This window comes from Hydrogenophaga sp., assembly GCF_011772445.1.
GTDB lineage: Bacteria > Pseudomonadota > Gammaproteobacteria > Burkholderiales > Burkholderiaceae_C > Hydrogenophaga.
In genome coordinates, this window is sequence record NZ_WVZN01000044.1 from 154807 (window position 1) to 168829 (window position 14023).

The following is a 14023-nucleotide window of genomic DNA, read 5'->3' on the forward strand; positions in this document are numbered from 1 at the left end:
CCGGTCGGATCAGGCGAGCGCTCAGGCCGCCTTCAAGGCGAGCCGGCTCGCGTGTTTCCATGCCCGCCGCAGCACGGCCGGCGACCACGACTCTTCCGGAATCAGCAGCACGCCGCGTGCGCGCATCCACTGGCCCAGGTCCACGTGGCTGGTGGCCACGGTGAGCGGGATGGCCAGCAGCAGGGGCAGGGCCACGGGCGCCAGCCACAGCAGGGCGGCGGCGTTGAGCAGGGCCACGCCCAGGCCCATGAGGGCGATGACGGTGGTCATGGGCGCCAGGCGCTGGGCGGCGTCGCGCCAACTCACGCCATTGGCTTCCCGCGGGGGCGACTTCCATTCCAGTTTCAAGCCAGTGAGCGCGACCAGCACGAACAGCGAGTGCGCCAGCATGCGGATGGGCGCCTGCAGCACGGCCAGCAGGGTCTCGGCCACGGCGCTGAGCATCAGCGTGCCGGTGCCGCCGAACTGGCGCTGCTCGCGCTTGAGGAAGACGGCGATCAGGCCCAGGATGCGCGGCATGAACAGCAGGCACAGCGTCCAGACCCACAGGCCGCGCAGCTCGGCCGGCAGGGCGTGCCAGCTCGGCAGCAGGGTGCTGTCGGCCACCCACAGGGCAGTGCCGATGGTGAGGAAGCCCAGCCACAGCGGTGCCGACAGGTAGGACATGGCGCCGATGGCGAACATGCTGCGGTGCACGCGGTGGATGCCGGGCTCGGCCATCAGGCGCGCGTTCTGCAGGTTGCCCTGGCACCAGCGGCGGTCGCGCTGCAGCTCGCTCAGCAGGTCGGGCGGTTGCTGCTCGTAGCTGCCCTGCAGGTCGGAGACCAGCCACACGTGGTAGCCGGCGCGGCGCATCAGCGCGGCCTCGACGAAGTCGTGCGACATGATGCCGCCGGACATGCCGCCCGTGCCCGCGATGGGTGCGAGCGCGCAGTGCTTCATGAAAGGCTCGAGCCGGATGATGGCGTTGTGGCCCCAGTAGTGCGATTCACCGAGCTGCCAGAACTGCATGCCCAGCGTGAACAGGCGGCCGGTCACGCGCGAGGCGAACTGCTGCGAGCGCGCATGCAGCGTGGCGTGGCCCACGGCCTGGGTGGCGGTCTGGATGATGCCGGCGCGCGGGTGCGCCTCCATCAGCTTGACCATGTCGGCCAGGCAGCGGCCGCTCATGACGCTGTCGGCGTCGAGCACGACCATGTAGCGGTAGTCCTTGCCCCAGCGGCGGCAGAAGTCGGCCACGTTGCCGGCCTTGCGGTGGGTGCGGCGCGTGCGCAGGCGGTAGTACACCTCGATGGCGGGCAGGCCGCTGGTGGCGAGTTCGCTGCGCAGGTTTTCCCAGGCGGCGCGTTCGGCGCGCTGGATCGCGGGGTCGTAGCTGTCGGACAGCACGAAGACGTCGAAGACCTTGGATTCGCCGGTGGCGGCGAGCGACTCGCAGGTGGCGCGCAGGCCGGCGAAGACGGTGGCCACGTCCTCGTTGCAGATCGGCATGATGATGGCGGTGCGCGCCTCGGGGTTCATCACGTGGTCGCGAACCTCGGCGGCGCGCAGTGTGTGCCGGTCACCGAAGAGCGAGACCCAGAAGCCCATGAGTGCGGTGACGAAGCCGGTCAGCACCCAGGCCGAGAGCACCACGAACAGCGTGAGCTGCGCCACGCGAAGCACGCCGTTGCCGCCCTCGGGCTGCAACTCCCAGAACATCAGCCCGGCCATCAGCGTCCAGGCCAGGGTGAGCGCAACGAAGATCGCGCGGCGCCAGTTGGCGGCGTTCTGCCAGGGCTCCAGCGGTTCGCCGGCCTGCGTGGGGCGGGGGCCATACGGGGGCAGCAGGCCGCTGGCCGTGCTGAGCAGGGCGGTGCCGATGCTGTTCCAGAAGCCACGCCAGGGGCGCGGCGTCATGGAGCCCCGGTTGATGGGGGGGGCGGTCACCGCGTTCGGGTGACGCTCTTCCCGCAGCAGGCTGCGGGGCTTCATTCGGGCAGCAGAAGTTGCGTCCATGTTTCGCTCACGGTGTGTTGCTGGTGTTGAAGGAAGGCGCGCAGTTCGACCGGTTGGGTGGGGTCGATGCGCTCCACGCGCAGGCTCAGGCGCCAGGTGCGCGTGGCCGGGTTGGGGTAGGCCACGGCTTCGAGCACGCGGCCGTTGGCGTTGGTGCTGACCTTGGGCTCGACGGTGGCGCCGGCGGGCAGGGCGTCCAGCGCGGGGCCGGCGAAGTCGAGCACGAACTTGGGCTGGGCGGCCTGTTCGGCGGCGTTGAGCTTGGTGTAGCCGTAGCCGCGGCGGCTCTGCGTCACCCAGCTCGAGGGCGGACGCTGCTGCTCGTCGCCCTGCCAGGCCAGGTCGTAGCGCAGCTCCATCGGCTGGCCGGGCACCAGCGGCTGCGCCGGCACCCAGTAGGCAACGATGTTGTCGTGTGTCTCGTCGGGCGTGGGCAACTGCACCAGTTCCACGCGACCAGCGCCCCAGTTGCCCACCGGTTGCACCCAGGCGCTGGGGCGGCGCTCGTAGCGGGCCTCCACGTCTTCGTAGCTGACGAAGCGCCGGTCGCGCTGCATGAGGCCGAAGCCGCGCGGGTTGGTGGTGCCGAAGGAGCTGACGGCGATGGCCTTGGGCCGCTGCAGCGGGCGCCACATCCACTCGCCCTCGCCGGTGACCAGCATCAGGCCGTCGGAGTCGTGCACTTCGGGACGGAAGTCGCCGGGCAGGGGCTGGTTCTCACCCGACAGGAACATGCTGGTGAGCGGCGCGATGCCCAGGGTGGCCACCGGCCCGGCGCCCTCACGCGCGAACAGGCGCAGGCGCACGCTCATGGTGGTGGTGAAGCCGGGACGGATGACGAATTCGTAGGCGCCGGTGACGCGCTGCGATTCGAGCAGGGCCATGACCGTGAGCTCGCGCGCGTCGGCGGTGGGGCGGCGCAGCCAGAACTCGCTGAAGCGCGGGAATTCCTCGCCCTTGCCGCCCACGGTGTCGATGGCCAGGCCGCGCGCCGACAGGCCGTAGCCCTGTTGCGCGCCGAGGGCACGGAAGTAGCTGGCGCCGAGGAAGACGGCCAACTCGTCCTTGTAGGCGATGTTGTTGAGCGGGTAGTGCAGACGAAAGCCCGCGTGGCCCAGATCACCCCAGCCACTGGTGTCGAAGCTGTTCTTGCCGAAGTGGAAGTCCTCGGCGCGGTAGGGCAGGGTGCGCACCTGGCCGTCGGGCGCGACCTCGTGGATGCGCACCGGCTGGGTCTGGTACAGGCCGAGGTGGAAGTACTGCGCCTCGAACGGCAGGTTCAGGTCGCGCCAGGTGGAGCGCTCGGTGCGGAAGCGGATGTCGCGCAGCTGGTCGTAGGTGATGCTGGCCAGGGCCGGGGGCAGCTTGTCGCCGCTTTCGCGCCAGGGTTCGGCGGCGCGCGTCTGGGCGAGGTGGGCGAGCTGGTCCCAGCTCAGGGCCCGGGCCGGGGAGGACACCAGCGCCAGCGCGGCCAGCAGGCCGCTCAGGCGCCAGGCCGTGGCACGCAGGGGGAAGGGAAAAACCGAAGGCATGCCCCTATAGGGCAAGCCCTGTGCCAAAACCGAAAAGCGCTTTCAGATCAAGGGCTTGGCGTCGCCGCGATCGGCATTTCGGCGGATTCGGCCTCCGAAATGCGGGTAAACCCTCGAATTTGTCGTCGATCGGCGACGGATGGTGGGGTGGCCTGAAATATCCCCAATGAAATCAACGATCTTCGGCTGTCAGGTATCGGCGACAGCCTCGTCTCCGCCGATGTCGGGGGCGCTGGCCCCGTCGCTCTTGAACAGGCCCGGGGTGAGCGCGTGCTTCTGCAGCAGGCGATAGAACTCCGTGCGGTTGCGCTGGGCCAGGCGGGCGGCGTCGGCCACGTTGCCATCGGTCATCTTGAGCAGATCGACGAGGTAGTCGCGCTCGAAGCGCTGGCGTGCCTCGGTGAAGCTGAGCACCTCCACCGAAGGCGTGCGCAGCGCGCGCTGCACCAGGGCCAGCGGCACCAGCGGCGTGGTGGACAGGGCGCAGACCTGCTCGACCACGTTGTAGAGCTGGCGCACGTTGCCGGGCCAGGTGGCCATGGTCAGCGCCTTGAGCGCCTCGGGCGCGAAGCCCGAGCTGCGCTTGCCGTATTTGGCGGCCAGCTTGGCGAGGAAGTGGTTCGCCAGCAGGGGGATGTCCTCGCGCCGCTCGGCCAGGGTGGGCAGGGTGAGCGTGACGACGTTGAGGCGGTAGTACAGGTCCTCGCGGAACTGGCCCTCGGCCATGGCGGCCTCCAGGTCGCGGTGCGTGGCGGAGACGATGCGCACGTCCACCGGCACCGACTGGCTGGAGCCCAGGGGGCGCACCTCGCGCTCCTGCAGCACGCGCAGCAGCTTGACCTGCAGCGCCGGCGGCATGTCGCCGATCTCGTCGAGCAACAGCGTGCCGCCGTCGGCGGCCTGGAACAGGCCCTTGTGGTTGCTCACGGCGTCGGTGAAGGCGCCCTTCATGTGGCCGAACAGCTCGGATTCGAGCAGGGCCTCGGGGATGGCGCCGCAGTTGACCGCCACGAAGGGCTTGCCCGCGCGCGCGCTGGCCTTGTGGATGGCGTGCGCCAGCATCTCCTTGCCGGTGCCCGAGTCGCCCCGCAGCAGCACGCTGGCATCGCTTTGCGCGACCATGCGCGCCTCGGCCAGCAGGTCGTCCATGCGGTTGGAGCGGCTCACGATGTCGCGGCGCCAGGCTTCGTCCGAGCGCCGCGAGGGGCCGGCCGGCGTGCTCAGCGCCAGGGCCTGGGCGATCTTGTCGAGCAGTTCCTTGGCTTCGTAGGGTTTGGTGAGGTAGCCGAACACGCCGCGCGCGGTGGCGTCGACGGCGTCGGGAATGGTGCCGTGCGCGGTGAGCAGGATGACCGGCAGCGAGGGGTGGCGCGCGCGCACGTCGGCGAACAGGGCCAGGCCGTCGCGCCCGGGCAGGCGCACGTCCGACAGCACCAGCTGCGGGCGCTCGATCTCGAGCTGGGCCAGTGCGGCCTCGGCCGAGCCCACGGCCGTGACCTGGTAGCCGGCGGATCCCAGGCGCATGGACAGCAGGCGCAGCATGTCCGGGTCGTCGTCGACGACGAGGATGCGCGCGCGGTGGTGCGGGTGTTCGCTCATGCCGGGTCCCGCCTCAGGGTGCACGCGGCGCGGGCGCAGCGGGCGCCGGCGCGCGGTTGTTGATGCTGCGTTCGATGGCGCGCATGGCCTCCAGGCGCTCGTTGAGCTGGTCGATGCGGCGCTGGTGGTCGCGCAGTTGCGCGGCCTGTTTGTCCATCGCCTCTTCCAGCTTGCGCTGTTCCATGAAGCGCTGCACAAGCAGCCGGGCCAGGGGCTTGAGCGGCGCGGCCTCGGGCGTGGGGCTGTTGGCCACGCGCTGGGCGAGGCCGAGGGCGCGGGCCGTCTCCACGGGCTGGTTCAGGTGCATCAGGGCAAGGGACAGGCGCAACTGCCGCTCGGGCACGCCACCCGGATCGCCCAGGGCGGCGATCTCCAGGCTCAGCTCGGCGGGCGTGAGGGCGCGCACGCGGTCGGCGTAGCGCAGCAGTTGCGCAGCGGCCTCGGCTTCGGGCGCCGTGGCCTGTGCGGGTTGCACGAGGGAAGGCATCGGCGGGGCGACGGGCGCCGCGGCCACGGCCGCGGGCGTCGACGCCTGGACCGGCTGAGGGCTGGCCGCGCTCACGGGGGACAAGGCGGGCCCGGTCGGCGCCGGGGCGGGGGCGGGCGGCAGGGGCGTGGTGGCGCAGGCGCTCAGGGCGCAGGTGGCCAGCCAGAGCCCGACCCGTGCGCGGGTGGTGCCGAAGGGGACGGGCGCCGGGGCGGGCGCGAATTCATGTGGCATGGGGCAACTCGATGCGAAAGTGGGCACCCGGGGTGCCGGCGAGCAACTCGACGCGGCCGCCATGGGCGACGACGTATTCATGGACGATGGACAGGCCGATGCCGGTGCCGCGCACCGCGCCCTCTGGCTGGCGTTCGCCCCGGTAAAAGGGTTCGAAGATGCGGTCGCGGTCGGCCGGGGCCACGCCGGGCCCCTGGTCGACGATGTCGATGCTCACGCGACCGGGCAGGCTCAGCAACACCAGGCGGATGGTGCCACCATGCGGTGAAAAACGGATGGCGTTGAGCAGGAGATTGCCGATCGCCGAGACCATTTTTTCGCGATCGACCTGCAGCCAGACCGGCTCGCCTTCGACGCGCACCTCCAGGCCATGCGCCAGCCAGTGCAGGCGCTGGGCTTCCACCAGGTCGTCGAGCAGGCCGCGCAGGTCGGTGCGCTCGCGCTTGAGCTGGCGCGCCTCGAAGGCCACGGCGTTGAAGCGCAGCAAGGCCTCGATCTGCGTCTGCAGCACCTGGGTGTTGTGCTGAAGGATGTTCACCACCTCGGCCTGATCGGGGTTGAGCGGGCCGGCGATGCCGTCGCCCAGCACCGACACGCCTTCGCGCAGGGAGGCCAGCGGTGTCTTGAGCTCGTGCGAAATGTGCCGCAGGAAGCGCGCCTTGTCGGCGTCGAGCTCCATCAGGCGCAGGCGCAGCCAGTCGAGCTGCTGTCCGACGCGGCGCACGTCGCGCGGGCCCACGATGTCGATCGGCTGGTCGAGCCGGTTCTCGCCGAGCGAGACGATGGCGCGCTCCAGCCGCTTGAAGGGTTTGGCCAGCCAGATGCCGAAGCCCAGCGCCATGCCCGCAGCCAGCAGGATGGCGCCGGTGACGATGCGCGTGAGCTGGTCCTGGTTGCGCTGGAAGCGCGCCTGCAACGCGGCGTTGCGCCCGGCGATGATGGACTGCACCTTCTGCGCGATGGAGGCGCTGTGGCCGTCGAGTTCGCGAAAGGCGCGCGCCACGTCGCGCTCGCGGTCCAGCGCGGTCTCGGGCGGGCCGTCGAGCAGGTCGGCCACCACCTGCATCTGCTCGCGCCAGTTCTGCGCGAACTCGGGCGGCAGTTCGTTGTCCTGCAGGCGCTGGAGGATCTCGCGCGCGTGGCCCGCGGCTTCGGTGAAGCGCTGGCGCAACTGGTTGTCTCGCAACACCAGCGACTGGCGCGCCGCGCGCTCCATGGTGAGGCTGCGCTCGGACAGCGACTGCGCGGCGGTGGACAGGGCGATGGCCTGCTCCGCACCCTCACGGCTTTGCTGCAGCAGGGTTTCCAGCGACAGCAGGGAGCGCACCGCGGCGCCACCGAGCAGCGCCCCGATGAGCAGGAAGGCGACCAGCAGCAGCTGCTGGAACGAGAGCGAGGAGGGTCGCACGCGCTCCCTTGCCTCAGGCGGTTTCGCGCACCAGCACCTCGCCGCGCAGCGAGTGGGGCAGCGCGTGCGTGATGCGCACCTCGAGCATCTGGCCGATCAGGCGCGCGCCCTGCGGGCCGCCGTCGAAGTTGACGATGCGGTTGCACTCGGTGCGGCCCATGAGTTCGGCCGCGCCGCTCGGCCCCGGGCGGCGGGCGGCGCCTTCCACCAGGATGCGCTGCACCGTGCCTTCTCGGCTGGCGCTGATGCGGCGCACATTGGCCTCGATGGTGGCCTGCAGGTGCTGCAGGCGCTTGAGCTTGACCTCGTGCGGCGTGTCGTCGGGCAGGTTGGCCGCGGGCGTGCCCGGGCGCGGGCTGAAGATGAAGGAAAAGCTGCTGTCGAAGCCCACGTCCTCGATGAGCCTCATCATTTTGTTGAAGTCGTCCTCGGTCTCGCCGGGGAAGCCGACGATGAAGTCGCTGCTCATGGAGATGTCGGGCCGGATGGCGCGCAGCTTGCGGATCGTGCTCTTGTATTCCATGGCGGTGTAGCCGCGCTTCATGGCCATGAGGATGCGGTCGCTGCCGTGCTGCACGGGCAGGTGCAGGTGGTTCACGAGCTTGGGCACGTTCGCGTAGGCCTCGATCAGGCGCGGCGTGAACTCATTGGGGTGGCTGGTGGTGTAGCGGATGCGCTCGATGCCCGGGATCTCGGCCACATAGTCGATGAGCAGGGCGAAGTCGGCGATCTCGGCCGTGCCGCCCATGGCACCGCGGTAGGCGTTCACGTTCTGGCCCAGCAGCGTCACCTCCTTCACGCCCTGGTCGGCCAGGCCGGCGATCTCCACCAGCACGTCGTCGAAGGGGCGGCTCACTTCCTCGCCACGCGTGTAGGGCACCACGCAGTAGCTGCAGTACTTGGAGCAGCCTTCCATGATGGAGACGAAGGCCGAGGCACCATCCACCTTGGCCGGCGGCAGGTGGTCGAATTTCTCGATTTCGGGGAAGCTGATGTCCACCTGGGGCTTCGCCTGGCGCTCGCGCTGAGCGAGCAGCTCGGGCAGGCGGTGCAGGGTCTGCGGGCCGAAGACCACGTCCACGAAGGGCGCGCGCTGGATGATGGCCTCGCCCTCCTGGCTGGCCACGCAGCCGCCCACGCCGATGAGCACGCCCTTTTGCTTGAGGTGCTTCACGCGGCCGAGGTCGGAGAACACCTTCTCCTGCGCCTTTTCGCGCACCGAGCAGGTGTTGAAGAGGATCAGGTCGGCCTGCTCGGGATCGTCGGTGGGTTCGTAGCCCTGGGCGGCACCCAGCACGTCGGCCATCTTGTCCGAGTCGTACTCGTTCATCTGGCAACCGAAGGTCTTGATGAACACCTTTTTGTGGGGACTCTGTTCGCTCATGGCATGGCTCCTGCGGGCGCGGCGCGCCCCTTGCACCCCGTGGCGGGGTGCGCATTCACGTGGGGATCAGCGGGTGGCGGGCAGGGTGGTCGGCGTGGCCGCGCCCTGCTGCGATTCGAATTCGAAGTTGCGTTCGACGCCCAGGGTGCGGCGTCGTTCCTTCTTCTCGGCTTCGGTGAGGACCCAGACCTGGGTGACCTGACCCTGGCGGTCCATGAGGTAGTTGACCGTGAGCTCGCGGTTCACCAAGGCGGCCGACTGCCGGATGCGGTTGCCTTCGTCGAGGATGCGCGCGCCGGGCGTGAAGCGGGTGACCCGGTCGTCCATTTCGAGATAGGGCGGCTGCTTGACGGTCATGGTGCCGCGCAGCGCCTGCTTGGGGAACTGGCGCACGCCCGGCTGGGCGCCGACGGCGGGCGCTGGCAGGATGGTGGTGGTCGTCGTGGTGGTGCTGGTGGTGGACGCTTCGGACTGCGCCTGGGCGGCGGCACCGAAGGCCAGCAAGGCCACGATCGTGAGGGGCTTGAGACAGCGGTTCATGGTGTAGATCCAGAGGCTGAACGAAGGCGGCGATTGTCTCACGCCTCCCCTCGGTTCATCGCCAGCGCACCGGCTCCAGGCTCACGCTGCCGCGCTCGCCGCTGAGCGTGAGCACGCCTTCCAGCACGGTGGCCTGAAGCTGCATGCTGCGTTCTGCCAGCGCCGCCAGCGCCGGCGCCGCTTCAGCGGGCAGGCGCCAGACCTGCAGCCTGTCCAGCCGGGTGAGCTTGCCCTCGATGCCACGCCACCAGACCTCGGCGGCGGGGCCGAAGGCGTAGACGCGCACCGCGTCGGCCTGGCTGCAGGCCTTGGCCATGGGCTTGTCCTCGGGTTGGCCCACCTCCACCCACAGGCGCTTGCGGCCGGTGAAGTCGGTGAGGTGCAGATCGGGGTCGTCCGGGTCGGACAGGCCGGCGCCGAAAGCCAGGGTGCCGTCGCCCTTGCAGGTGTCGACCAGTTCGTGCGCGTTCAATGCCAGCGCGGCCAGGCGGACCATCATGCGCTCGTCCGTCTCGCTCGGGTGGCGGGCCAGGGTGAGGGCGTGGTCGGCGTAGTAGCCGTGGTCGATGTCGGCGACCTGCAGGTTCGCCTTGAAGACGGTGGACTTGAGGGCCATGGCGGATCGGGCGGCGGGAATGAAAAAGGCGGGTTCCGTTGCCGGAACCCGCCTCGCGAATCTGGTGGCGATAGGTGGACTTGAACCACCGACATCAGCATTATGAATGCTGCGCTCTAACCAACTGAGCTATATCGCCGAAGCCGCGCATTATAGCCCATGGCAAGGGCCGGTTTGAAGCGGCTTCAGGCGTTCTTGAAGTCGGGCGGGCGCTTTTCCACGAATGCCGCCATGCCTTCCTTCTGGTCCTGGGTGGCGAACAGGGCGTGGAACATGCGGCGCTCGAACATCACGCCATCGGACAGGCCGCTCTCGAACGCGCGGTTGACCGATTCCTTGGCCGCCATGACGGCGAGCTGGGAGAAGCCGCAAATCACCAGCGCGGCGCCCAGGGCCTCGTCCATGAGCTTGTCCAGCGGCACCACGCGGCTGACCAGGCCGGCGCGCTCGGCCTCGACGGCGTCCATCATGCGGGCGGTGAGCGCCAGGTCCATGGCCTTGGACTTGCCGACGGCGCGCGGCAGGCGCTGCGTGCCGCCCGCCCCGGGGATGATGCCGAGCTTGATCTCGGGCTGGCCGAACTTCGCGTTGTCGGCGGCGATGATGAAGTCGCACATCATGGCCAGCTCGCAGCCGCCGCCCAGCGCGAAGCCGCTCACGGCGGCAATCACGGGCTTGCGCACGCTGCGGATGGTTTCCCAGTTGCGGGTGATGTAGTCGCCCTTGTAGACGTCGGCGAAGGTGTAGGTCGCCATGGCGCCGATGTCGGCGCCGGCGGCAAAGGCCTTTTCGCTGCCGGTGACGATCATGCAGCCGATGTTCTCGTCGGCGTCGAAGGCCTTGAGGGCGGCACCCAGCTCGTCCATCAGCTGGTTGTTCAGCGCATTGAGTTGCTTGGGGCGGTTGAGCGTGACGATGCCGACGCGGCCTTCGGTGCGCACGGTGATGCATTCGGGGGTGGTGCTCATGGATCTCCTCGGGGGTGGTGGTTCTGTCCAGCCAGTGACTATAGCCTCAGGGAAAATATTAGCCGACCGATCGGTTGGTTAATGGTAAATTGCCGGCCAGCCACCCAACGAGGAGACACGATGAGCGACACCACCGTGGTGTACGAGGAACGCGGGGCCGTGGCCCTGCTGACCCTGAACCGCCCCGAGGCGTTGAACAGCTTCACGCGCGCCATGCACCGCGACCTGTGGTCCGCGCTGGACCGCGCCGAGGCGAACGCCGCCATCCGCGCGCTGGTGATCACCGGCGCGGGACGCGGTTTCTGCGCCGGTGCCGACCTGGCCGAGTTCGATTTCGAGCCCGGCCCGGACCTGGTGCAGCGGGCCGACCCCGGCCCGGTGATCGAGCAGGCCTTCAACCCCACCGCGCGACGGCTCATGGCGCTGCGCATGCCGACGATCGCGGCCGTCAACGGCGTGGCGGCGGGTGCGGGCGCCTCCATCGCCATGTGCTGCGACATCGCCATCGCGGCCCCCAACGCCAGCTTCATCCAGGCCTTCAGCAAGATCGGCCTGATCCCCGACGCTGGCGGCAGTTGGCTGCTGGTGGAGCGGCTGGGTCTGGCGCGTGCCATGGCCCTGGCCATGACGGGTGACAAGCTGCCCGCCCAGCAGGCCAAGGACTGGGGCATGGTCTGGGACGTGTCCGAGGATTGCGTGGCCAGCGCGCTGGCCCTGGCCGACAAGCTCGCCGCGATGCCCACCAAGGCCCTGGTGGCCACGCGCGGCCTGCTGCGCGAGGCCTCCACGCGCAGCTTCACGCAGCAGCTCGACGTGGAGCGCGACACGCAGTCGGCGCTGGGCAAGACGCACGACTACATCGAGGGCGTGATGGCCTTTCGCGAGAAGCGCCCCGCGCGCTTCAAGGGGGAGTGATGACGCCCGAGCAACGCGCCGAGAAGGTGGGCACCACCATGTTCGCGGTCGACACCGCCAGCAAGGACACCATGGGCATGGAACTGCTGGCCTGCGGCCCCGGCCGCGCCACCATGCGCATGGCGGTCAAGCCGCTGCACCTCAACGGCCACCAGATCTGCCACGGTGGCTTCATCTTCACGCTGGCCGACTCCACCTTCGCTTTCGCCTGCAACAGCCACAACAGGAACGCGGTGGCCGCCGGCTGCAGCATAGAGTTCCTGCGGCCCGCGCACGCGGGCGACGTGCTCACCTGCGAAGGCATCGAGCAGACGCTGGCGGGCCGCCACGGCATCTATGACATGAAGGTCAGCAACCAGCGCGGCGAGGTGGTGGCGATGTTCCGCGGCAAGAGCGCGCAGATCCCCGGCCATGTGTTTCCCGAAGAGGCCCCCGAATGAACGCCTTCCCTCTTGAACCGATCGAAAAGGCCAGCGTCGACGAGTTGCGCGCGCTGCAACTCAAGCGCCTGCGCGCCACGCTGGCCCACGCCTACGCCAACTCGCCGGTCTACCGCGCCAAGTTCGATGCCGCGGGTGTGCACCCCGACGATTGCCGATCGCTCGACGACCTGGCGAAGTTCCCCTTCACCACCAAGGCCGACCTGCGCGACAACTACCCCTTCGGCATGTTCGCCGTGCCGCGCGAGCGGTGCGTGCGCATCCACGCCTCCAGCGGCACCACCGGCAAGCCCACGGTGGTCGGCTACACCCAGCGGGACATCGACACCTGGGCGAACGTGGTGGCGCGCAGCATCCGCGCCAGCGGCGCGCGCCCCGGCGACCTGGTGCACGTGAGCTACGGCTATGGCCTCTTCACCGGTGGCCTGGGCGCGCACTACGGTGCGGAAAAGCTGGGCCTGACGGTGGTGCCCTTCGGCGGTGGCCAGACCGAGCGCCAGGTGCAGCTGATGCAGGACTTCCGGCCCGACATCATCATGGTCACGCCGAGCTACATGCTGGCCATCGCCGACGAATTCGAGCGCCAGGGCCTGGACCCGCGCGACAGCAGCCTGCGCATCGGCATCTTCGGCGCCGAGCCCTGGACAAACGACATGCGCCTGGCCATCGAGCGGCGCATGGGCATCGACGCGGTGGACATCTACGGCCTGAGCGAGGTGATGGGCCCCGGCGTGGCCAACGAGTGCGTGGAGACCAAGGACGGCCCGACCATCTGGGAGGACCATTTCTATCCCGAGATCATCGACCCCGAGACGGGCGAGGTGCTGCCCGATGGCGAGCTGGGTGAGCTGGTGTTCACCAGCCTGACGAAAGAGGCGCTGCCCATCATCCGCTACCGCACGCGCGACCTCACGCGCCTGCTGCCAGGCACGGCGCGCACCATGCGCCGCATGGAGAAGATCACCGGCCGCAGCGACGACATGATGATCGTGCGCGGCGTGAACGTGTTTCCCACGCAGATCGAGGAGCTGATCCTCAAGCGCAGCGCACTCACGGCGCACTACCAGTGCGTGCTGACGCGCGAAGGCCCCATGGACTGCCTGACCGTGCGCGTGGAGACGCGCCCGGGCCTGTCGCCCGAGGCCGAGGAGGCGCGCGGTGCCGCGCGTGAACTGCAGCACGACGTGAAGACCTTCGTGGGCACGAGCATCGAGGTGGTGCTGCTGACCGAGGGTGGCGTGGAGCGCAGCCAGGGCAAGGCCAAGCGGGTGATCGACCAACGGCCGCGATGAATCGCACGGCCGGAGGCGGGTTTGTGGCGAATTGAGGTCAAACCCGCTGGTCACCCCCGGGGGGTATCGTTACATTCCCGGCGAAAACCCGGGATGTGATGGACAAACAGCTCATCTTCTTCAAGACGGAGCAGGGCCGCGAGGCCCTGACCAGCCGCCCTGCCGGCCTCGGCCCGCGCCTGCGGTCCCTGCTGATCATGGTGGACGGCAAGCGCAGCGTGGCCGAGTTCGACAAGCTGCTGGGGGCCGACGCGGCCCCCTTGCTGGAGCAACTGGCCGCGCAGGGCTGGGTGGAGAGCGACGCGGCGGCGACGGGCGCGGCGCTCAACGGCGCCGGTGGCGCCGTGGCTGCCGTGCCCGTGCTCACCGACGCCGTGTCCGCCGCGCCGGCATTGCCCTTCGCCGACGCGCGCCGCCTGGTGGTGCGCTTCGTCAACGACCAGCTCGGCCCCATGGGCGAGTCGCTGGCCATGCGCATCGAGGGCTGCAAGACGCCGGCCGATCTGCAGGCCATCCTGCCGCGCGTGCGCGACGGCCTGCTGAACTTCAAGAACGCCGCGACGGTGGCGCAGTTCGATCAGGACGTGGCCTCGCGCCTGCCCTGAGTGGG

Annotated in this window: 13 protein-coding genes and 1 tRNA gene; 4 read left to right on the top strand and 10 right to left on the bottom strand. The window is 69.5% G+C overall.

Annotated features, from left to right (window positions below; translation table 11 throughout):
* Window positions 1–21: 21 nt before the first annotated feature.
* The 10 genes from mdoH to GTO19_RS17885 all read right to left on the bottom strand — a co-directional run bounded on the left by mdoH (window position 22) and on the right by GTO19_RS17885 (window position 10766).
* Window positions 22–1974: a glucans biosynthesis glucosyltransferase MdoH gene (mdoH, locus tag GTO19_RS17840; RefSeq protein ID WP_291020466.1), complete on the bottom strand. Its 1953-nt coding sequence runs from the start codon at window positions 1972–1974 to the stop codon at window positions 22–24.
* Window positions 1971–3530 (bottom strand): glucan biosynthesis protein, encoded by a 1560-nt coding sequence (locus GTO19_RS17845; RefSeq protein WP_291020468.1) that lies wholly within the window; start codon window positions 3528–3530, stop codon window positions 1971–1973. Before GTO19_RS17845 ends, mdoH begins: the two co-directional genes overlap by 4 nt.
* Before the next feature lie 189 nt (window positions 3531–3719).
* Window positions 3720–5129, bottom strand: coding sequence for a sigma 54-interacting transcriptional regulator (locus tag GTO19_RS17850; RefSeq protein ID WP_291020470.1), 1410 nt, complete (start codon window positions 5127–5129; stop codon window positions 3720–3722).
* A 13-nt stretch (window positions 5130–5142) separates the two neighbouring features.
* Entirely contained in the window at window positions 5143–5850 is a 708-nt protein-coding gene (locus GTO19_RS17855) for a hypothetical protein (protein WP_291020472.1), read from the bottom strand.
* Window positions 5840–7258, bottom strand: coding sequence for an ATP-binding protein (locus tag GTO19_RS17860; RefSeq protein ID WP_291020474.1), 1419 nt, complete (start codon window positions 7256–7258; stop codon window positions 5840–5842). Before GTO19_RS17860 ends, GTO19_RS17855 begins: the two co-directional genes overlap by 11 nt.
* A gap of 13 nt (window positions 7259–7271) precedes the next feature.
* Window positions 7272–8642, bottom strand: a complete 1371-nt coding sequence (miaB, locus tag GTO19_RS17865; RefSeq protein ID WP_291020476.1) for a tRNA (N6-isopentenyl adenosine(37)-C2)-methylthiotransferase MiaB — start codon at window positions 8640–8642, stop codon at window positions 7272–7274.
* Window positions 8643–8708: 66 nt separating this feature from the next.
* Complete coding sequence (locus tag GTO19_RS17870) at window positions 8709–9182, bottom strand: hypothetical protein (RefSeq protein WP_291020478.1); 474 nt, start codon at window positions 9180–9182, stop codon at window positions 8709–8711.
* Window positions 9183–9237: 55 nt separating this feature from the next.
* Window positions 9238–9798: a YaeQ family protein gene (locus GTO19_RS17875; protein WP_291020480.1), complete on the bottom strand. Its 561-nt coding sequence runs from the start codon at window positions 9796–9798 to the stop codon at window positions 9238–9240.
* A 62-nt stretch (window positions 9799–9860) separates the two neighbouring features.
* A tRNA-Met gene (locus GTO19_RS17880) sits at window positions 9861–9937 on the bottom strand.
* Between the two features lie 46 nt (window positions 9938–9983).
* On the bottom strand, window positions 9984–10766 hold the full coding sequence (locus GTO19_RS17885; RefSeq protein WP_291020482.1) for an enoyl-CoA hydratase: 783 nt from the start codon (window positions 10764–10766) through the stop codon (window positions 9984–9986).
* Between the two features lie 120 nt (window positions 10767–10886).
* Here GTO19_RS17885 and GTO19_RS17890 point away from each other — a divergent pair, with 120 nt between their 5' ends.
* The 4 genes from GTO19_RS17890 to GTO19_RS17905 all read left to right on the top strand — a co-directional run bounded on the left by GTO19_RS17890 (window position 10887) and on the right by GTO19_RS17905 (window position 14018).
* Window positions 10887–11681, top strand: a complete 795-nt coding sequence (locus tag GTO19_RS17890; protein ID WP_291020484.1) for an enoyl-CoA hydratase-related protein — start codon at window positions 10887–10889, stop codon at window positions 11679–11681.
* Window positions 11681–12121 (top strand): hydroxyphenylacetyl-CoA thioesterase PaaI, encoded by a 441-nt coding sequence (gene paaI, locus GTO19_RS17895; protein ID WP_291020486.1) that lies wholly within the window; start codon window positions 11681–11683, stop codon window positions 12119–12121. The genes GTO19_RS17890 and paaI overlap by 1 nt, the downstream gene beginning before the upstream one ends.
* Window positions 12118–13413, top strand: coding sequence for a phenylacetate--CoA ligase PaaK (gene paaK / locus GTO19_RS17900; RefSeq protein WP_291020488.1), 1296 nt, complete (start codon window positions 12118–12120; stop codon window positions 13411–13413). The genes paaI and paaK overlap by 4 nt, the downstream gene beginning before the upstream one ends.
* A 98-nt stretch (window positions 13414–13511) precedes the next feature.
* Window positions 13512–14018 carry a hypothetical protein gene (locus GTO19_RS17905; RefSeq protein WP_291020490.1) on the top strand — a complete coding sequence of 169 codons (507 nt, stop codon included), beginning with the start codon at window positions 13512–13514 and terminating at the stop codon, window positions 14016–14018.
* Window positions 14019–14023 lie beyond the last annotated feature (5 nt).

Bases quoted from the DNA above. Each gene is read 5' to 3' on its own strand.
- mdoH (WP_291020466.1), bottom strand. From the start codon at position 1,974: ATGAAGCCCCGCAGCCTGCTGCGGGAAGAGCGTCACCCGAACGCGGTG.
- GTO19_RS17845 (WP_291020468.1), bottom strand. From the start codon at position 3,530: ATGCCTTCGGTTTTTCCCTTCCCCCTGCGTGCCACGGCCTGGCGCCTG.
- GTO19_RS17850 (WP_291020470.1), bottom strand. From the start codon at position 5,129: ATGAGCGAACACCCGCACCACCGCGCGCGCATCCTCGTCGTCGACGAC.
- GTO19_RS17855 (WP_291020472.1), bottom strand. From the start codon at position 5,850: ATGCCACATGAATTCGCGCCCGCCCCGGCGCCCGTCCCCTTCGGCACC.
- miaB (WP_291020476.1), bottom strand. From the start codon at position 8,642: ATGAGCGAACAGAGTCCCCACAAAAAGGTGTTCATCAAGACCTTCGGT.
- GTO19_RS17870 (WP_291020478.1), bottom strand. From the start codon at position 9,182: ATGAACCGCTGTCTCAAGCCCCTCACGATCGTGGCCTTGCTGGCCTTC.
- GTO19_RS17875 (WP_291020480.1), bottom strand. From the start codon at position 9,798: ATGGCCCTCAAGTCCACCGTCTTCAAGGCGAACCTGCAGGTCGCCGAC.
- GTO19_RS17885 (WP_291020482.1), bottom strand. From the start codon at position 10,766: ATGAGCACCACCCCCGAATGCATCACCGTGCGCACCGAAGGCCGCGTC.
- GTO19_RS17890 (WP_291020484.1), top strand. From the start codon at position 10,887: ATGAGCGACACCACCGTGGTGTACGAGGAACGCGGGGCCGTGGCCCTG.
- paaI (WP_291020486.1), top strand. From the start codon at position 11,681: ATGACGCCCGAGCAACGCGCCGAGAAGGTGGGCACCACCATGTTCGCG.
- paaK (WP_291020488.1), top strand. From the start codon at position 12,118: ATGAACGCCTTCCCTCTTGAACCGATCGAAAAGGCCAGCGTCGACGAG.
- GTO19_RS17905 (WP_291020490.1), top strand. From the start codon at position 13,512: ATGGACAAACAGCTCATCTTCTTCAAGACGGAGCAGGGCCGCGAGGCC.